The organism is Micromonospora sp. NPDC049175 (assembly GCF_043197345.1).
Taxonomy (GTDB): Bacteria; Actinomycetota; Actinomycetes; order Mycobacteriales; family Micromonosporaceae; genus Micromonospora.
Genome location: NZ_JBICSY010000001.1, coordinates 413,133 through 431,479 on the forward strand (window position 1 = coordinate 413,133; position 18,347 = coordinate 431,479).

Genomic DNA, 18,347 nt, shown 5'->3' on the forward strand with positions numbered 1-18,347 from the left:
CGGGATGCGGTCAGGCGCCGAGCTTGGCGAAGCCCTCTTCGACGCGGGTCAGGTTGTCGGCGACGTGCGGCAGGGCGAGCGGATCCTCGGCGGCGAGGGCGGCCTCCTGCTCCTCGTCGGTGCCGCCGTACAACATGCTGGTGGCGGCCTTGAAGCGCAGCGCGTCCGGATCGTCGCCGAGCAGGTGCCCGGCGAGCACCGCCAGGTCGAGTTCGTCGAGCAGGTAGCGGGCCAGCGACGCCGAGTCGGTCACGCCGCGCATGTGCAACGTCTCCCGCAGCGGCGTGAAGTCGGGGTAGACGTAGAAGGCCCCGGTCGGTGGGCGACACGTCGCACCGACCGCCACGACGGAGCGGTGCACGGCCCGGGCCACCGCGCCGTGCAGCCGGGCACTGGCCGCCAGCCGCTGCCGGATCTCCGGCGGCTCGGCGAAGGCGTACGCCGCCACCTGCTGCATCGGGCCGGCCAGGGTGGACCACAGGTCACTGGCCACGCTGATCAGCCCGTCGCGCAACCGGCGGCCGGCGGCGCCCGGCGGCACCCGCAAGGCTCCGATCCGCCAGCCACCCAGCGCCAGCGACTTGGACAGGCCGGTCGTCACCACGGTCCGGTGCGGGACCAGTTCGGCGGGACTGACGAAGGGCGTGTCCGGCCGGTGCAGCACGTCCCGGTAGATCTCGTCCGAGACGATCGTCAACCTCTCGGCCTCGGCGATCGCGCACACCTCGCCGATCAGCTCGGCGCTGGCGAGCGTACCGGTCGGGTTGTCCGGCAGGGTGAGCACGACGATCCGGGGGTCGCCGCCCTCGCGGCGGGCCGCCGCGATCGTCTCCCGCAGCGCGGTGGGCTCGGGGATGCCGCCGCAGCTGTCCGGGATCGGCACCCCCCAGGCCCGCTTGCCGGCCATCCGGGCCTGCGGGGCGTAGGAGTTCCAGCAGGGGCGGGGCAGCAGCACGTCACCCGGCAGGACCAGGTTCAGTGCCATCAGCAGCGGCTTGCTGCCGGGGCCGAGCAGCACCTGCTCGGGGCCGGTGGGCAGGCGTCGCCGCCGGAAGTAGCCGGCCACCGCCGCCCGGGCGTCCGGCGCCCCGGCGACCGGGCCGTACGCGTTGCGGCTGGCGCCCGCGCACAACTGCTCCACCAGGGGCCCGAACGGGGGCAGGCGGGACTCGCCGAAACCCAGGTGGACGACGGGTCGTCCCTCGGCGCGCAGGCGAGCGACCTTTTCGTTGAGGGCGAGATTCGGTGACATCGAGGTCATGACAGCACCGCCGTTCGGATGTCGTCGGGCACGTCGGCGGCCAGTTCCAGCTCGCTGAGCCAGGCCGCGCCGGTGTGGTAGTGGGCCCGGAACGGGCGGCCGACCAACGCGGGGTTGCGGGCCTGGAGCATCCGCAGTTGGAAGTAGCGGCCGTCCGGGTGGGTCTCGACACCGTCCACGATCACCTTGCCGGAGGTGGTCGACATGACCGGCCCGCGGACGGTCCGGGCGAGGCCGGGCAACGTGCGGTACGCGGCGTGGAAGATCTCCACCGCCCGGGCCAGCGGCACCTTGAAGTAGTCGTACGGGCCGGTGTCGCGCTCGACGAACATGTAGTACGGCACCGCTCCGGCGGCCAGTTCGGCCCGCCACAACTCCGCCCAGACGTCGGCCTGGTCGTTGATGTGCGAGACCATCGGGGCCTGGCAGTAGATCACCGCTCCGGTGGACCGGATCCGGCGCATCGCGGTCGCCACCAGGGGTGCGCGCAGTTCCCGCGGATGGGTGAAGTGCGCCATCACCGCGACCTGCTTGCCGGCCGCGATGACCTGCTCGAACAGGCGCAACAGCCCGTCGCTGTCGGCGTCGCCGACGTAGCGCTGCGGCCAGTAGGCAAGCGACTTGGTGCCGATCCGGATGGTCTGGACGGTCGGCACGTCGAGCAGCGGTTCGAGGTGGCCGCGCAGCCGTTCGGTGCTCATGATCATCGGGTCGCCGCCGGTGACCAGCACGTCGCTGACCTCGGGGTGGTCGCGCAGGTAGTCCACCAGCCGGTCGGGGCCGGGAGTGGCGAAGCGGAGCGCGGGATCGCCGACGAACTGCGCCCAGCGGAAGCAGTACGTGCAGTACGAGTGGCAGGACTGGCCCTGGGTCGGGAAGTAGAGCACGGTTTCGCGGTACTTGTGCTGCAGGCCGGGCAGACGCTCACCCCGGTGCACCGGCACGTTGTACTCCCGCTGACCGGACGGGTGCGGGTTCAGGCCGGCGCGGATGCGGGCGACCACGGCGGCGACCTCCCGGGGGGCACCCGAGTCCACGACGGCGGCCAACGCCTGCTCGTCCTCGGCGGAGAGCATGCCGCTCTGGGGGAAGAGCAACCGGAACATCGGGTCCTTCTCGGGCCGCGTCCAGTCGACCAGGTGGTCGAGGACGTATTCGTTGACCCGGAACGGAAAGACGTGCGCCAGTAGAGCGATTTTGTCGCGCAGGTCGGGGCGCAGGCCGTACCTGCTGGCGATCTCGCCGATGTGGCGCGGACCGAAGGCCCGGAAACGAGCGGCGGCCACCGGTTGTTCGAGCATCAGTGTCATACGAATTCCTTCACTCCGGACGTGGGCCGAATGCCATTCGACGCTTATCAATTGCCGCCGGCCGGCGGTCGCGTCGTCCACCGCCAACTACCCCCGCACCAATGCCCTAACCGACCTGACGACATCTTCCGATCAGCCTTCCTCATATCGCGATAGAAGACCTTTATGGCTGGTCGGGCAGCAGCGGCGATAACCATTTTCGAGCCCCCCATCAACATATTGAATCGACTCTTGGAGGCGCCGGTGTTTATGGCTTCGGTAACGACGGAAATAGACCTACGTCATCTTCGACACACGTAAGGAGTGCGTTGCTCATGAATCTCGCCACTGGTCGCGGGTGGAAGCGGTGAACGGCGTGGACGGCGCGCAGCCGATGCTGCTGCCGATGGGCCGGCCCCGCTCCGGCATGTCCAGCGTCCTGATCCACCCGGCCGGCGGCGGCCTCGGCGCCTACGCGGGCGTGGTGCTGAAGCTGGGCCGTCGTGGGCCGGTGTTCGGCATCCGCGGCCACGGTCTCGCCCCGGGCGAGACGCCGGACACCACGGTCGCCGCGATGACCGACAGGTACCTGACCCTGCTGGACAGCCTGCCCGACCCACCGGACCTGCTGTTCGGTTGGTCGCTGGGCGGCGTCGTGGCGTGGGAGCTGGCGGCGCGGCTGCGCTCCTCGTCGGGCCGCCGACCGCGGGTCGTCATGGTCGACAGCCCCGCGGCCGGCATCGACCGCGACCCGTCGGCCGCGCGACGGTGGCGCGAGCGGGTCCGCGAGTCGCTGACCGAGAACGGCGGATTCCCCGCCGACCGGGTCGCCCGGACGGTCGAGGCCCACCTCGACGCGGTCACCGCCTACCGGGTGGCGGGTGAGCACGACTGCCCCACCCTGCTGCTGCCCTGCGCCCAGGAGGAGAACGCCGCTCATCTCGCGGCCTGGCGATCGGCGACGCCGCAGCTGACGGTGCGACCGCTGCCCGGCGGGCACTTCACCGCCTTCGACCGCGAACAACTGCCGTTGCTCCTCGGCCACCTCGACGAGTTCCTCGCCGCGACGACGGAGGCGACACGTGCCTGACGAACTGCTCGCCACCGCGCGGGCGGCGTACGCCGCCGCGCCGCCGGTCGGCGACCCCGCCTACCGCGGCTACTGCGCGGCGCTCGCCCGACGTCTCGTCGCCGACTGGCCGCTGATCGTGGCGGCCAACGCCGACGACGTCGCCGAGGCCGAACGGACCGGCATGCCCCCCACCCTGGTGAACCGGCTCCGGCTGACCGACGCCCACCGGGACCGCATGGTGGCGCTCACCGAACAGGCCCGGCGGGAGATCGAGACCGTGGTCACGGTCGAGGTCCCGGTCACCGGCGCGGCGCGGACGGTGCACCGGGTGCCCCGCCCCCTCGGCGTCGTGCTGATGGTCTACGAGGCCCGGCCGACGGTCACCGTCGACGGCGCGCTGCTGCCGGTCGTGGTGGGCAACGCCGTCCTGCTGCGCGGCGGACGGGAGAACGCCGCCACGAACGCCGCGCTGGAACGGACCGCGCACGCCGCGCTGGCCGAGGCCGGGCTGCCGACCGGGCTGGTCACCGTCCTCGACGACCCGCACCGGCGGCTGCTCCGCGCCCTGCTGAAACGACCAGACCAGGTGGACGTGGTGATCCCGCGCGGCAGCCCGGCGCTCGTCGACGCCTGCCGAACCAGCGCCATCCCGCTCATCGCCAGCGGCGGCGGGGTCAACCACCTGTACGTGCACCGCAGCGCCGACCTCGACCTGGCGGCCCGGGTGACGCTGGACAGCAAGCTTCCCGAGCCCGCCGGCTGCACCTCGGTGGAGACGGTGCTCGTCGACTCGACAGTGGCCGAGGCGTACCTGGAGGCGTTGGCCCGACAGCTCAAGGAGGCCGAGGCGACGCTCACCCTCCGGGTCGACCCCGGGGTCGACGTCCCGGTGGCGCCCGGGTTGCGGACCGAACCGCTGGGACCGTACGACGTCGGCCGGGAATTCCTCGAACCGGTGGTCGCGCTCGTCGGCGTCGACGGCCCGGCCACCGCGCTGGAGCACATCCGCACGCACGGCTCCGGACACACCGAGGGCGTCCTCGCCCGCGATCCGGAGGTCACCGACGCGTTCCGGCGCGGCGTCGACGCCGCCATGGTGGTCGTCAACGGCTCGCTGCGGCTGCACGACGGTCCCACCCTCGGTCTCGGCACCGAGATCGCCATCGCCACCGGCCGGCTGCACGTCCGGGGTCCGGTGACCCTCGCCGCGCTCGTCACCTACAGCTATGTCACCGACGCGGCGGGAGCGCTGCGCGGCTGACCCGTGTCCTGTCCGTCCGCCCCCTGGAGAGGGAGATCATGCCCACGCACCTGTCACTCGACCGGTCGGCCGTCGCCACCGTCGTCAAGAAGATCGTCGTCGCCGAGTCCCGCCTGTCCGTTCCGCCCGAGGTCATCTCCGACGACGAACCGCTCGTCGGCGACCTGCTGCACGTCAACTCGCTCGGCTTCGTCGGCATGCTCGTCCGCATCGAGGACGAGTTGGACGCGACGCTGCCGGACGACCTCTTCGTGGGGCGCAGCTTCCGCACCGTCGGTGACCTCATCGACGTCGTGACCGCCGCGGAGGTGCAGCCGTGACCACCGAGGTCCCCACCCGCTGGCGCAGCGTCCTGCCGTACCTGGCCGAGCCGCTGCCGCCGGACGTCACGCCGCGCCGCGAGAGCGGCGAAGTCAAGATCAACCTGCCCGTCGAGCTGGTCCGGCACAGCGTCTCCACGAAGGAGTACTGGGACATCCCCGCCCCGGTCGTGGAGCGGTACCGGCAGTACCGGCCGACCCCGCTGTGGCGCGCCCGCGGCTTCGAGGAGGCCGTCGGCGCACGGGTGCCGATCTACGTCAAGAACGAGGGCGTCAACATCTCCGGCAGTCACAAGCTCAACACCGCCCTCGCCCAGGCCCACTACTACCGTCAGGCCGGCGTCGAGGAGCTGGTCACCGGCACCGGCGCCGGCCAGTGGGGCACCGCGATGGCCGCCGCGTGCGCCCTCTTCGGGCTCCGCTGCCGGGTCTTCATGGTGGAGTCCAGCCTGCGCCGCAAGCCGTACCGGGGGGTGCTCATGCGGATGCTCGGCGCCGAGGTGCACCCCAGCCCCAGCGGCCTGACCAAGGTCTCCGCCAGCGAGGATCTCGCCGCCGGCAACAGCCTCTCCCTCGCCATCGGCGAGGCGGTCGAGTACGCCGCCGACCACGACGGCGTCGCGTTCTGCATCGGCAGTGGCGAGACCTACAGCATCCTGCACCAGTCGGTGATCGGGCTGGAGGCGGCCGACCAGCTCGCCGAACTCGACGCCCGGATCGACACGGTGGTCGGCTGCGTCGGCGCCGGCTCCAACTTCGGCGGCATCGCGCTGCCGTTCCACGCCGCCGCCCGGGCCGCCGGAGCGGAGGGACCCCGGCTGGTGGCCGCCGAGTCCAGCAGCACCCCGAAACTCACCCGGGGCGTCTACGCGTACGACAAGACCGACGCGACCGGCAGCGGCCCGATGGAGGCGATGTACACAATCGGCAGCGACTACCAGATCCCCGACGCGCACACCGCCGGCCTGCGCTTCCACGGGGCGGCGAAGCTCATCTCCGCGATGCGGCACGCGGGTGACGTGGACGCGGTGGCGGTCAACCAGGTCGACGCCCTGGACGCGGGACGACTGCTCACCCGACACGAGAGCCTCCTGCCCGCGCCCGAGTCCGGGCACGCCCTGGCCGCGGCCGCCCGGATCGCCGCCTCCGGCGAGTCCCAGCAGGGCGTGCTCGTCTGCGTGAGCGGGCACGGCTACCTGGACCTGGCCGCGTACGAACACTTCCTCGCCGGCGGCGTGGAGGACCAGTCGCCGCCCGACGAGGCGCTGGCCCGCGCGGTGGCCGGTCTGCGACCGGTGGGAGCGGCGTCGTGACCGCCGCCGTCGCCACCGGCGTCCGTACCGAGCTGCTCGACTGCATCCAGGCCAACCTCGCCGTCCTCGCCGACCGGTGGGGCGAGCCGGAGCGGCACCTGGCCCTCGGCGCGACGCTGCGCTTCCAGCCGCGGCCCGGTCCCGACGGGCTGCCCACCGTCGACCCGCCGGTGCGCCAGCACCTGGCCGAGCTGACCGGGCACGTCGGCCTGGTCGCCCGACACGAGCACCGCCACCTCGACCCGACCGGTCAACGCGCGCTGGCGGAACGGGCCGCTGTCGTCTATGCCGTCGGCGACAGCTACCACATGCCGTGGCTCCCGTACGCGGGCCACAGTCACATGGAACACAGCTACCTCGTCGCCCTGCACGGCGAGGAGGCGCTGATCGGCGACGCCTACGACAACGAGACCGCCTGGGGTGCCGCGCGACCCGGCGACTGGACGCTGCCGTGGGCGCGGCTGCCCATGGCCGACCTGGCCGTGGTCTACACCATCACCGACGACTACCGGCCGCCCTCCCCCTCGGTACGCCTGGACGACCCGGCGGCCTACCTCGAGGCGTACGCGCGGTGCGGCGACCCGGTCGCCGCGGCCCGGCGACTCACCGCCGAGACGTGGCTGATGAGCCGAGCGCGCAAGCTGCACGCCGCGTACCGCCTGCACCGGGGGGAGAGCCTGGACGCGGAGGCGCACCTGCGCCGCTGGGACCAGCTCACCGCCACCGCCTTCATCGCCCTGCGCCGGGTGGAGCGGGGTCGACCCGCGCCCGGCACGCTGCTGACCGACCTGGCCGCAGCCCTCACCGCCGACCGGGACGTCTTCGCGACCCGGCCCGACCAGTTGGAGAAGCCGTGAACCAGACCTTTCAGGACCTGCTCGTGCCGTACCTGCCGTACCTCAACGGTCGACAGGTCACCGAGGAGAGCCGCCTGCACGACCTCGGCCTCAACTCGATGAAGGCCATCGACCTGCTCTTCACCATCGAGGACGAACTCGGTGTGTCGCTGCCGGACGAGGATCTCAACGACTCGACGTTCGCGACCGCCGGCAGTCTGTGGCGCGCGGTGCAGCGGGCCAGCGTCGGCGAGCCCACGAAGGTGAACGTCTGATGACCCTTCCGACGGTGCTGGACGATCCGGCGGCGGACGCACCCCGGGTGCTCGACGCCCTCGGTCCCGGCGCGACCGGGCCGGACGTCTGGCGGACACTGGGCGCCGCGGGCCTGCTCGCGCAGGTGTACCGCGACGGTGATCCTCGGCAGGGGGTGGACCCGGCCGCGCTCGGCGCGCTGCTGAGCGCCGTCGACGAGCGCTGCCCGGTGGGGACCACGCTCGCGGTCTGCGTACCGTTGGCCACCTGCCTGCCGCTGCTGGCCGGCGGAACCGGTCCGGCCGCCCGGACCCTGACGGACGCGCTGCGTGGCGACGCCGTCGTGGCCCTGGCCGCCACCGACGATGTCGCCGGTTGTGACCTGGCCTCGCTCGGCACCACCGTGACGTTGCACGAGGACCACGTGGAGCTCACCGGGACCAAGCGCTGGATCACGAACGCCACCCGCTGCGACGCGCTGCTGGTCCTGGCCCGGCACCGGCCCGGCCCGCACTTCACCAACTTCACCTGGCTGCTGGTGCCCGCCACCGCCCCCGGCGTCCGCGCCGAGGCGGCCGAGACCGACCTCTTCGACGGCTCGGGCACCGGGCATCTCTTCTTCGACCGGGTCCGGCTCGGTCGCGACCACGTGGTCGGTGGGGTCGGCCGGGGCATGAGCGGATTCGCCGCCCACATCGCCGTCGAACGGCTCGCCGGGGCGTTGTGGGCGGTCGCGCTCTGCCGGCGGGTCCTGGCGGACACCCTGCGCTACCTCCAGGACCGCCGATACGGTGACGGCACCCTCTGGCACCTGGAGGGCGTCCGCCAGCGGTACGCCGCCGCCCTGCTGTCCGCCCGGCAGCACCTGGCGCTCACCGACAGCCTGGCCGAGGCCGTGGCGTTGCGCCGGGACGCGACCGCCGCGGCGATGCTCAAGGCCAGCGCCGCGGGCGCCCTCGAACGGGTGCTCGGCGAGTGCGCCCACCTCCAGGGCGCGTACGGCTTCCGGACCGGTGGGCCGCAGCACCTGCGCGCCCAGGCCGCCCTGTTCGGCATCGGCGGCGGCACGACCGAGGTCGTGCTGTCGGTGATGGGCGGCGCCGCCACCGACATCCTCGCGGGGCTGGACCGATGAGGGCGCGTGAGGTCGGCCCGGGGGTCTGGGCGGCGGCCGGCGGCGTCACGACCGACGGCACGACACGGGCGGACCGCTCCGCCGCCCAGGCGATGGCACCCTGGCGGGCCCGGCAGTTCCTCGGCGGGCGGGCCCTGCTGCGGTCGCTGCTCGCGGAGGTCGTGCCGCCGGTCGCGGGAGCGGACCTGGTGCCCGGCCCGAACGGCAAGCCGGTGCTGGCCGGTTGGCCCGACGTGGGCGTCAGCATCTCGCACGACGAGGAGTACGTGGCCGTGGGCGTGGCCGCCGGCCGCCGGGTCGGTGTCGACGTGCAGACACCGCCGGACCCGGTTCCGGCGTCGATGCTGCGCCGGTGCGCCCGTCGTCATCTGGACGAGTTGGCCGTGCTGCCGCCCCGCCGGCGAGACCGGGTCTTCACCGAGATCTGGGCCGTCCAGGAGGCCTGCGTCAAGGTCGACGGCTCCGGCATCGGCGGTCGTCCGTGGCGGATCGACGTGCCGCCGGACGAGGACGAGGGCGACTGGCGGGGAGTGCGCTGGCGCAAGCTACGCGACCTCGCGGACCCGCCCGTGGCGTGCGCGTGGGACGGCGGTGACCGATGATGCCGGAACTGTCCTGCTACACCACGGCCCTGGTCGACCACCTCGGACCGGCCGCCGCGGACCGGCTCGCCGACTCGGTACGTCTCCGGGTCCGCCTCGACGCCCCGGACGGCGTGCTGGCCTTCTCGCACCACGATCGCGTCGACGGCGGGTCGCTGGCGTACGCGTCCACCGGCGACTGGGCGACCGCCCGCGCGGCACTCGCCGAGCAGCTCGCCGAGCACGACTCGGTGATCGTCGTCGGCAACACCTACCACCTGCCCTGGTCGCCGCAGCACCTGTCGCAGTCGGTCGCCCACTGGTTCGTCCTGAGGGGACACCGGGACGGCCGGTGGCGGGTGAGTGACCGGTTCGACGCGCTGCTGCCCGCCGGTCAACAGCGACCCTTCACCGGGTGGCTCGACGACGCCGCGCTGCGGACCGCGCTGACACCACTGGGTCGGTGTGCCCCGCACCAGCACAACCGGGACGTCTACGCGTTGGGCGTCCCCGTCGAGGTGGGCGACCCCGACCAGTACCGGTGGCTCCGACCCGGCGGCGGCGGGGAACTCGTCTGGCCGGGCGAGTGGCTGCACGAGCCGGCCGTGGTGCTGGCCGCGGTGCGTGACCGGTTCCGCGCCGACGACCAGGCCCTGCATCGGCACGCCGACGACCTGTGGGCGGCCGCCCGGCACCACTGTCACCGGCTGACCCGCCGCGGCGAGCCCACGCTGGCCACGGCCTGGGCCGAGCTGCCCAAGGCGCTGCGGTTCGCCGCCGACTCGGCTCGGCGCGGTCGCCCCCGGCCCGGGGTGCTCACCGGGGTATTCGACCGGCTCATCGAGCTGACGACCAGGACAGAGGTGTACCGATGATCAGCCTTGAGACGGCAGTCGACGAGCGGGCCTACCGCGCCGCCATGTCCCGGCTGGGCAAGTGCGTCGCGATCACGACCGCGCTCGGTCCGGCCGGCCCGGTGGGCTGCACCACCACCTCGCTCATGTCGCTGTCGGTGGCGCCGCCGAGTGTGCTGCTGGCCTTCCGGACCGGTGGTCGTACCCTCGCCGACCTGCTCGCGGCCGGCCGCTTCGCGGTCAACGTGCTCTCCCGCGACCAGGACGCGCTGGTCCGCCGCTTCGCCGCCGGCACTGCCCGGGAGCGCTTCGGGGCGGTGGACTACCGCCTGCACGACGGCGTACCGCTGCTGCGGGACGTCGCCGTCGCGATGGTCTGCCACGTCCGCGAGACGCTCACCGCCGTGGATCACACGCTCGTCGTCGGCACCGTGTGCGAGCTGCGGACCGGCCCGGACGAGCCGCTGGTGCTCGTCGGTGGTCGACCGCACCGCGCCGTGCCGGAGGCCCCCGCACCGCCGATCCCCACCCAGAACTGTTGACCAGGAGGCCCCATGTCCCATGTCACGCACCGACCCGACGAACGGTTCGACGAGTTCCTCCTCGCCGCCGCGCGTACGTCGCCGGACAGCCCGGCCGTCGTGGAGTACGTCGACGGCGGCACCCGGCACACCACATTCGGTGAGCTGGCAGCCGCCGCCGAACGCCACGCCGCCGCACTGGACCGGTACGGCCTCGACGTCGGCGACCGGGTGATGGTGGTCTCGGACACCTCGGCGGAGGCCATCGCGCTCCTGCTGGCCTGCTCGTCGCGGGGGCTGCCGTTCGTGTCGGTGAGCCCGGAGACGCCGGACGAGCGGCGGGCCACGATCGCGGCTCTCGCCGAACCCGCGCTGTGCCTGTTCGCCACCCCACCCGCCGACACCGCCCCCGGCGAGGGTTGGTTCGGACCCGACGGCATCCACGTGCCGGCCCCGCCGGAGCCCCGGCCACGCCGACGCCGGACGGTGACACCCACCGACCCGGCCTACATCATCTTCACCTCCGGGACGACCGGGCTCCCGAAGGGCGTCGTGATGAGCCACCGGGCGGTGGTCTCCTTCTACCGGGGCATGCTCGCCGAGGGCATCGTCGGGGTCGATGACCGGGTGGCCTCGACCGCGCCGCTGCAGTTCGACTTCTCGTTGCTCGACATCGGCCTGGCCCTGGGCAGCGGCGCGGCGGTCGTGCCGGTGCCGCGGACGCTGCTGCGCTGGCCCACCCGCTTCCTCAAGGTTCTGCGCACCACCCGGGCCACGCAGGTCAACGGCGTTCCGTCGATCTGGCGGCAGGCGCTGCGACACGTTCCCGATCAGATCGCCGAGCTGACCGACCTGCGCGGCGTGCTGTTCTGCGGCGAGGACTTCCCGCTGCACGAGCTGCGCCTGCTCCAGCGGTTGCGTCCGGCGGCCCGGCTGGTCAACTGCTACGGCGCGACCGAGTCGATGGCGGCCAGCTTCGCCGACGTGCCGAACCCGCTGCCCGAGGATCTCGACCGGCTGTCGATCGGCGCCGGCCACGTCGGCGCCGAGCTGCTGGTGGTACGGGATGGCGAGGTGACCGAGGAGGTCGGCGCCGTCGGCGAGATGTACCTGCGCAGTCCCGCGCTCTTCTCCGGATACTGGGGCGACGCCGAGGCGACCGCCGCCACCCTCGTGCCCGACCCGGTCGAACCGCGCTCCGGTGAGCGGGTGCTCCGCACCGGTGACCTGGCCTACCGCGGGGAGGACGGCGAGCTGCGCTTCTGCGGACGGGTGGATTCGCAGGTGCAGATCCGCGGCAACAGGGTGGAGCTGGCCGAGGTGCAGCGGCGGCTGCTGCAGTTCCCCGGGGTGGCCGAGGCCGCCGCGGTCGTGGTGACACCACCGGACCAGGACCCGGAGCTGGCCGCGTTCGTGGTCCTCGCCGCCGACGCGCCACCGGTCCAGGAGAGCGATCTCCTGGCCTTCTGCCTACGGTCGATGCCGTCCTACATGGCGCCGAGCCGGATGCGCGTGGCCGACGCGCTGCCGGTCAACCAGCACGGCAAGACCGACAAGCGCAAGCTGCTCGCCGCGCTCGCCGCGCTCGCCGGGCAGTGACGGGCGCGACCTCAGTCCTCCCGGATCACCTGTTCGGCGGCGGCGAGCACGACCTGCAGGGCGGTGTGGGGCATGCTGCCGCGCCGCCACACCGCCTGGGTGAACGTCTGCGTCGGCGGCTTCCAGGGCACCTTGCGCAGGACACCCGCCGCGATGTCCCGAGACACCGCCACCTCGGGCAGCAGCCCGGCACCCACCCCGTTCGCGACGCTGCGCTTGACCGCCTCCAGCGAATTGAGCTGCAGCGTGCGGCGGGGCGGGGCCGGGAAGGACTTGTCCTGCAGCGGGAAGGCCAGGCAGTGCCGGGCGTCGACGTCGGAGCAGACAAGCATCGTGTGGAAGAGGTCCTCGACGTTCGCGGGCCGGCCCGAACTGTCCTCCGGGGCGGCCACCAGCGCCAGCGGTTCCGGCCGGAGGATGCTGAACTCCAGATCCTCGTACGACTGCTCCACCCCGATCAGGAAGACACAGTCCAGTTGCCCGTCGCGCAGGCGACGCAGGGCGTCCTGGGGCTCCAGCGAGTGCAGGGAGAGCTCGATCTCCCGGTGACGGACGCACAGGTATTCGATGAGCGGTAGCAGCCGGTGGTTGGTCAGGGTCTCCGGTGATCCCACACTCACCCGGCCGTGGGGCTCGCTCGGGACGGAGACCGCCCGCTGTGCGTCCGCGGCCAGCCGGACTATCTCACGGGCGTAGGGAATCAGGGCCCGACCGCTGCTGGTGGGGCGAACCCGGCCGGGCGGTCGCTCCAGGAGGATCGCCTGCAGCGACCGCTCCAGGGTCTTGATCCGATGGGTGATCGTGGGTTGGCTCACCTTCAACCGGACCGCCGCCGCGGTGAAGCTTCCGACTTCCACAGTGGTCAGAAGCGCCTGGAGCTGAGGAATGTCCACAACCTCTCCCGCATCATGAGCCGTGCCCGGATGCGCCGGGCGTTGAGCAGAATCACGTGGATGGGCTGAGTCTGACGAGCGGCCTTGGACTCACGCTCCGTCACGCCCAGATAGTTGCCGCATGTAAATTTTTCACGACCGACGGTAACACCTCCAAATCAGACGGTGCAAGCATGTCGATGAATGTTTAGGGCGGGGAAAATTGGGTATCCGCGGCTACCGTCGTGGTGCGCTAATCGCGCGTGTCCGCCGTGCCGCCTCGATCATCACGGTGCACAATGGCGTTCGGAGGTGATCAATGTGACTGACGGGGAAAGGGTCCCGAAGCTGTGTCAGGTGGTGCTCGACTGCACCGACGCCAGGTCACTCGCGGAGTTCTACCGGTCGCTGCTGGGCCTGACGTACGGGCCCGGTGACGAGCCGCCGGAGCCGGGGCGGGCGGACGAGCGCGGTGACGACTGGCTCGTGCTCAGGACCGCCGACGGCACCCCGCAACTAGCCTTTCAGCAGGTAGACCAGTTGCCGCCGCCGACCTGGCCGGACGATCGGGTGCCACAACAACTGCATCTGGATCTCAGCGTGACCTCGATCGAGGAGTTGCGGGCGCAGCACGAGCGAGTCCTGGCCCTCGGGGGCCGGCTGCTGTCCGATCAGAAGAACGGCCCCGACGAGCCGTTCCGGGTCTACGCCGACCCGGCCGGACATCCCTTTTGCGTCTTCGTCGCCTGAGGAGGATTCGGGCCGCTCCGACAATCGGGGCGGCCCGAATCTCCCGGGTGGTTCGGAAAGGCGCGGCCGTCGGCCCACCGTCTATCGACCCGCCGACAGTCCCGCCAGTTATTGAGCGCGGATCTTCCGCCCTGGAATGCGATTCCCGCAAGCACTTCCGTCGCCGAGACCGGTGAGCACGCCTTTCTGAAGAGACGGATGGCGGCTGCTCGTCCGAGCAGATCAGGCGGTCGGCACCGGCGCCAGAGCCGCCGCGAGGGCCTCGGCGTTCTTCTTGTCCACCCGGGGGAAGGTCAGCGTGATGCCGTCCCCCGCGCCCCCGAAGGCGAGACGCAACAGGCTCACCACGCCGATCTTCGCCTCGGCGAGCGCGATGTGTTCCCGGGGCACCTCGCCGAGCACACCCGTGCCGGGTCCACCGAGGAAGGTCTGTGGCAGGAAGATCATTCGCTGGTCGGTGAGCACGATGAACTGCTTCTTGGTCCGCGCCAGCGCGGTGCCCGCCGCTCCGGCAGCCGCCTGGATCAGCCCCTGCGTGACCGCCGTCCCGAGCCGACTGGCCGAGAAGCCTCCGACCAACGCTCGGGTCGCGGTAATGGGCCGCTCCCCCGGCTGCAGGATCGGCGCCACCCGCTCGAACGCGCGGGTCTGGAGCTTCTGGTTCATGGTGTCCTCCGTCGTTGACCGTGATCGGCGCTGATGTTACGGAGCAGGTCACCGGGGGCTATCCGCCGATCAGCCGCATGATCATGACAGTCGGCCATGATCGACATCGGGCCACTCGTGCTCGCCGTCCTGTGCCAGCGCGTCTCGGACTGCTGTCACCGCCGCGACGACTAGGTTGTGTTGCTCACTAGTCAGCGGTACTTTCTAGTCATGGGTGACGAGCCGCAGTGGCCAGCACAGTGGATGCGAGGCGTCCTGGAGCTGTGCGTGCTCGCGCTTGTCGGCGAGCACGAGACCTACGGCTACGAGATCGTGCAACGGCTGAGGACAGCGGGGTTCGGCCAGGTCAAGGGCGGCACGCTGTACGCGATCCTGTTGCGGCTGGAGGAAGACGGCCTGATCGACTCGGCGTGGCGCGAAGGCGCCGGCGGCCCCGGCCGGAAGTACTACCTGATCACCGACGCCGGGCGGGCCGCGCTGGGCGCGCGCCGGGACAACTGGGCCGCCTTCGTCGCGACGACATCCGAGCTGTTGACCACCACGGGGACGGAAGCACGATGAGTGACTCCTACAGCGATCAACTCGTTGTCGCACTTCGACTACGGGAGGTGCCGGGACCGCGGATCGGTCAGATCGTCGCCGAGGTGGAGGCGTTCACCGCCGACTCCGGGCAGGATCCGATCGAGGCGTTCGGCCCCGTGGAGACGTACTCCGACAGCATCGCGGCGGAGCTGCGCTCTGAGCCTCCGACGCGGCGCAGAACGCGCGAGCTGCTCTGGGCCGGCCCGCCGGCGGTCGGCTCACTGGTCCTGGTCGACGGGTTGTGGGGCGTGCTCAGGGGAGATCGGGCGGAGATCACCCTCGGCACGGCCATGGTCGCGGTCCTCCTACCCCTGGCTGCCCTCCTGCTGGTCGCCGCACTGACGCACGCTCGTCGGTGGGCCTCCGTCGTCGCCGCGTCGATCGCCGTGGCAAGCGTCGCGCTGCTGTGGGCCGGCGACCGGCTGGTGCTGGTGCGCTATCCGGCGTGGATCGGGCTGTGCTGCGGCGCCCTGTTGTTGGTGACCGGTCTCGGCCTGGTTACCGCAACTCAGCGGGATCCGGTGATCGATCCACGGACCGGCCACGACCGGCACCCGATGACCGTACGGTTCGCCGTGCTGGCGGGCGTACCGATGGCGCTCGCGCTGGTCCTGCTTGTGGTCGTCGCCCTGCTCACCGACTGACACCGAGCATCGACGGGCTGAACCGTCAGTCCGGCACGCCCGCGCTCACCGCGACGCGGGTGGCCATCGGGCGGTCGTCGGCGCGGTGGCCGACGATGGAGCCGAGAATCTCGCCGGCGCGGACGGCCGCGTTGGACAGCAGGGAGGCGCTGATGCCGTGGGAGTGTTCGGTGCCGCCCTGCAGGTAGACGTTTGCCCGCACCGACGCGTCCGCCCGGATGCGATAGTCGCGCTGCACCACGGCCCGGCCGAACTCGTCCCGGTGGTAGTACCGGGCGGCGTCGTCGAGCAGCGGGAACGGATCGACCGGCTGGTAGCCGGTGGCGCAGATCAGGACGTCGGCGTCGAGGACCGACACCTCGCCGGTGGTGAGCGTCTCGACGGTCACCGCCACCCTGCCGTCGTGCTCGCGGGCCCCGGTCAGGCGGGACATGTTGAGCAGGCGCAGCCGCTGGACGCCGTTGACCTTCTCCTGGTAGGAGCGCCGATAGAGTTCCTCGATGAGGTCGGCGTCGACGACCGCGTAGTTGGTGTTGCGGTGGTAGTTCATCAGCATCGTCTTGACCTCCGACGGCGCGGTGAAGTAGTCGTCCACGGCGGCCGGGTCGAAGATGCGGTTGGCGAACGAGCTGTCGTCGGCAGGGCTGTAGCCGTACCGGGAGAACACGCCGCACACCTCGGCGGACGGGAACCGCTCGTGCAGGAACGCGGTGACCTCGGCGGCGCTCTGGCCGGCGCCCACCACGACGAACCGGGACGGGTCGGTGCCGTCGAGGCGCTCGATGTTCGTCAGGAGGTCGCGGCTGTGCCAGATCTGGTCGGAGGCCTCCACGCCGGCCGGGGTCTGCGGGAGCAGCCCGGTCGCGACGACGAGGTTGCGCGCACGGTACGAGTCGACGCCGCCGCTGTGGCGCACCAGCACGTCGAACGCCTCGACGACGCCGTCGCGGAGCACCGGGACGACCTTGGTGACCTCCTGGCCGTAGTGGACCAGGTCGTCGACCTTGGCCGCGGCCCACTCGAGGTAGTCGTGGAACTCGACGCGCAGCGGAAAGAAGCTCTTGTGGTTGACGAAGTCGACGAGCCGTCCCCGGTCCTGCAGATAGCACAGGAAGCTGAACTCGCTCGAGGGGTTACGCAGCGTGACCAGGTCCTTGAGGAAGGAAACCTGCATCGTCGCGTCCGACAGCAGCATGCCGCGGTGCCACCCGAACCGGGCCTGGCGCTCCAGGAACACGGCGGTGACCGGGTCCGCCCCGGCGCCGTCGTTGTGCTCGCGCACGGCGACAGCCAGGGCCAGATTGGACGGACCGAAGCCGATTCCGAGCAGGTCGTAGACCGGAATTGCGCCGTACCGAGCGGCCTGTGACATCGGCAGTCCTCATCGTCAGATCGAGTGGGTCGACACCCTGCACGTGGAAGAGCCGCCCCCGGGGACGGCGCGAAGCTAGGTTAGACTAACCTAACTTTTGCTGAGTTGGATGGGCCAGGAGGAACCGTGCGGGTAGTCATGTTCGGGTACCAGACGTGGGGGCATCGGACCCTGCAAGCGCTGCTGGACTCGGAACACGAGGTCGCTCTCGTGGTTACGCATCCGCCGAGTGACCACGCGTACGAGCGGATCTGGAGCGACTCGGTCGCCGACCTCGCGGCGGCGCACGGCATTCCGGTCGAGGTCCGTGACCGGCCCGACGACGATCTGCTGGTCCCGCTGGAGAAGGCCGATCCGGACGTCATCGTGGCGACCAACTGGCGCACCTGGATTCCCCCGCAGATCTTCGAGCTGCCCCGGCGGGGCACACTCAACGTGCACGACTCGTTGCTCCCCGCGTACGCGGGCTTCTCGCCGTTGATCTGGGCCCTCCTCAACGGCGAGAAGGAGGTCGGGGTGACCGCGCACATGATGGACGCGGAGCTGGACGCCGGGAACGTCGTGTTGCAGCGGTCGGTCCCGGTCGGCCCACGGGACACGACCACCGACCTGTTCCACAAGACGCTTGAGCTGTTCGGGCCGATCACCGTCGACGGCCTCGCGCTCATCGCCTCCGGCAGGACCGACTGGACGCCACAGGACCGCTCGAAGGCCAGCTTCTTCCACAAGCGCTCCGATGAGGACAACCGCATCGACTGGACCTGGTCGGCGGAGGAGCTGGACCGGCTGGTCCGGGCGCAGTCCGACCCGTACCCGAACGCGTACGCGTTCCACGAGGGCCGGCGACTGCGCATCGTCGCCGCGTCCGTCTCGCAGGGCATCTACGGCGGCACGCCCGGTCGCATCTTCTTCCGCGAGGGTGACGCCGTCGTCGTCGTGGCCGGCGCCGAGGCCCGCCGTGGCCGGAGCCGTGGTCTCGCGATCGAGCGGGTCCGCCTGGACGACGGCACCGAGCTGACCGCCACTGACTACTTCCGCAGCATGGGCGGCTACCTCACCAGCCACCCGTGACGCACGGGCGCTGATTCGTTCGGGCCTCCGGGGCTCGCGCCGATGGGCCGGGCCCCGGATCCGTCGCGCCTCGAATCCCTACGTTTAGGCCAG

20 protein-coding genes are annotated in these 18,347 nt (G+C 71.6%); 15 read left to right on the plus strand and 5 right to left on the minus strand.

The features are described 5' to 3' along the window. Positions 1–10 precede the first annotated feature (10 nt). Both ACGFH8_RS01720 and ACGFH8_RS01725 read right to left on the minus strand, forming a co-directional pair. Entirely contained in the window at positions 11–1,261 is a 1,251-nt protein-coding gene (locus tag ACGFH8_RS01720; RefSeq protein WP_393361841.1) for a pyridoxal phosphate-dependent aminotransferase, read from the minus strand. Then, positions 1,258–2,571 carry a KamA family radical SAM protein gene (locus ACGFH8_RS01725; protein WP_393361844.1) on the minus strand — a complete coding sequence of 438 codons (1,314 nt, stop codon included), beginning with the start codon at positions 2,569–2,571 and terminating at the stop codon, positions 1,258–1,260. Before ACGFH8_RS01725 ends, ACGFH8_RS01720 begins: the two co-directional genes overlap by 4 nt. 346 nt (positions 2,572–2,917) lie before the next feature. On the opposite strand from ACGFH8_RS01725, the gene ACGFH8_RS01730 reads away from it, so the two are divergent. From ACGFH8_RS01730 to ACGFH8_RS01780, 11 genes are read left to right on the plus strand one after another with little or no spacing between them, the layout of a single operon-like run. Continuing rightward, complete coding sequence (locus tag ACGFH8_RS01730; RefSeq protein WP_393361847.1) at positions 2,918–3,640, plus strand: thioesterase II family protein; 723 nt, start codon at positions 2,918–2,920, stop codon at positions 3,638–3,640. Next, positions 3,633–4,883 (plus strand): glutamate-5-semialdehyde dehydrogenase, encoded by a 1,251-nt coding sequence (locus ACGFH8_RS01735; RefSeq protein WP_393361850.1) that lies wholly within the window; start codon positions 3,633–3,635, stop codon positions 4,881–4,883. The genes ACGFH8_RS01730 and ACGFH8_RS01735 overlap by 8 nt, the downstream gene beginning before the upstream one ends. Positions 4,884–4,921: 38 nt before the next feature. Beyond that, positions 4,922–5,203: an acyl carrier protein gene (locus ACGFH8_RS01740; RefSeq protein ID WP_393361853.1), complete on the plus strand. Its 282-nt coding sequence runs from the start codon at positions 4,922–4,924 to the stop codon at positions 5,201–5,203. After that, positions 5,200–6,516, plus strand: a complete 1,317-nt coding sequence (locus tag ACGFH8_RS01745; protein WP_393361856.1) for a TrpB-like pyridoxal phosphate-dependent enzyme — start codon at positions 5,200–5,202, stop codon at positions 6,514–6,516. The genes ACGFH8_RS01740 and ACGFH8_RS01745 overlap by 4 nt, the downstream gene beginning before the upstream one ends. Next, complete coding sequence (locus ACGFH8_RS01750; RefSeq protein ID WP_393361859.1) at positions 6,513–7,373, plus strand: hypothetical protein; 861 nt, start codon at positions 6,513–6,515, stop codon at positions 7,371–7,373. The genes ACGFH8_RS01745 and ACGFH8_RS01750 overlap by 4 nt, the downstream gene beginning before the upstream one ends. Continuing rightward, entirely contained in the window at positions 7,370–7,627 is a 258-nt protein-coding gene (locus tag ACGFH8_RS01755) for an acyl carrier protein (RefSeq protein ID WP_393361862.1), read from the plus strand. The genes ACGFH8_RS01750 and ACGFH8_RS01755 overlap by 4 nt, the downstream gene beginning before the upstream one ends. After that, the gene (locus ACGFH8_RS01760) at positions 7,627–8,742 is read left to right on the plus strand and encodes an acyl-CoA dehydrogenase family protein (protein ID WP_393361865.1); all 1,116 of its coding nucleotides are present in this window, start codon (positions 7,627–7,629) and stop codon (positions 8,740–8,742) included. Before ACGFH8_RS01755 ends, ACGFH8_RS01760 begins: the two co-directional genes overlap by 1 nt. Further along, positions 8,739–9,344, plus strand: coding sequence for a 4'-phosphopantetheinyl transferase family protein (locus ACGFH8_RS01765; protein WP_393361868.1), 606 nt, complete (start codon positions 8,739–8,741; stop codon positions 9,342–9,344). Before ACGFH8_RS01760 ends, ACGFH8_RS01765 begins: the two co-directional genes overlap by 4 nt. Further along, positions 9,341–10,198: a hypothetical protein gene (locus ACGFH8_RS01770; protein ID WP_393361871.1), complete on the plus strand. Its 858-nt coding sequence runs from the start codon at positions 9,341–9,343 to the stop codon at positions 10,196–10,198. The genes ACGFH8_RS01765 and ACGFH8_RS01770 overlap by 4 nt, the downstream gene beginning before the upstream one ends. Then, the gene (locus ACGFH8_RS01775) at positions 10,195–10,719 is read left to right on the plus strand and encodes a flavin reductase family protein (protein WP_393361874.1); all 525 of its coding nucleotides are present in this window, start codon (positions 10,195–10,197) and stop codon (positions 10,717–10,719) included. Before ACGFH8_RS01770 ends, ACGFH8_RS01775 begins: the two co-directional genes overlap by 4 nt. A 12-nt stretch (positions 10,720–10,731) precedes the next feature. Beyond that, positions 10,732–12,297 carry an AMP-binding protein gene (locus ACGFH8_RS01780; RefSeq protein WP_393361877.1) on the plus strand — a complete coding sequence of 522 codons (1,566 nt, stop codon included), beginning with the start codon at positions 10,732–10,734 and terminating at the stop codon, positions 12,295–12,297. An 11-nt stretch (positions 12,298–12,308) separates the two neighbouring features. Here the strand turns inward: ACGFH8_RS01780 and ACGFH8_RS01785 are convergent, their stop codons facing one another. Beyond that, entirely contained in the window at positions 12,309–13,190 is an 882-nt protein-coding gene (locus tag ACGFH8_RS01785; protein WP_393361880.1) for a LysR family transcriptional regulator, read from the minus strand. 300 nt (positions 13,191–13,490) lie between these two features. Between ACGFH8_RS01785 and ACGFH8_RS01790 the strand changes: the two genes are divergently transcribed. Then, a complete protein-coding gene (locus ACGFH8_RS01790; protein WP_393361883.1) occupies positions 13,491–13,919 on the plus strand; it encodes a VOC family protein in 429 nt (142 codons plus the stop codon). Between the two features lie 222 nt (positions 13,920–14,141). On the opposite strand, the gene ACGFH8_RS01795 is transcribed toward ACGFH8_RS01790, so the two are convergent. After that, entirely contained in the window at positions 14,142–14,585 is a 444-nt protein-coding gene (locus tag ACGFH8_RS01795) for a hypothetical protein (RefSeq protein ID WP_393361886.1), read from the minus strand. Positions 14,586–14,795: 210 nt separating this feature from the next. On the opposite strand from ACGFH8_RS01795, the gene ACGFH8_RS01800 reads away from it, so the two are divergent. Then, positions 14,796–15,146 (plus strand): PadR family transcriptional regulator, encoded by a 351-nt coding sequence (locus ACGFH8_RS01800; RefSeq protein ID WP_393361889.1) that lies wholly within the window; start codon positions 14,796–14,798, stop codon positions 15,144–15,146. Next, the gene (locus ACGFH8_RS01805) at positions 15,143–15,811 is read left to right on the plus strand and encodes a hypothetical protein (RefSeq protein WP_393361892.1); all 669 of its coding nucleotides are present in this window, start codon (positions 15,143–15,145) and stop codon (positions 15,809–15,811) included. Before ACGFH8_RS01800 ends, ACGFH8_RS01805 begins: the two co-directional genes overlap by 4 nt. A 25-nt stretch (positions 15,812–15,836) precedes the next feature. Here the strand turns inward: ACGFH8_RS01805 and ACGFH8_RS01810 are convergent, their stop codons facing one another. Next, the gene (locus tag ACGFH8_RS01810; RefSeq protein ID WP_393361895.1) at positions 15,837–17,183 is read right to left on the minus strand and encodes a lysine N(6)-hydroxylase/L-ornithine N(5)-oxygenase family protein; all 1,347 of its coding nucleotides are present in this window, start codon (positions 17,181–17,183) and stop codon (positions 15,837–15,839) included. A 126-nt stretch (positions 17,184–17,309) separates the two neighbouring features. Between ACGFH8_RS01810 and ACGFH8_RS01815 the strand changes: the two genes are divergently transcribed. Next, positions 17,310–18,254 (plus strand): methionyl-tRNA formyltransferase, encoded by a 945-nt coding sequence (locus ACGFH8_RS01815; RefSeq protein WP_393361897.1) that lies wholly within the window; start codon positions 17,310–17,312, stop codon positions 18,252–18,254. The last annotated feature ends 93 nt before the right edge of the window (positions 18,255–18,347 follow it).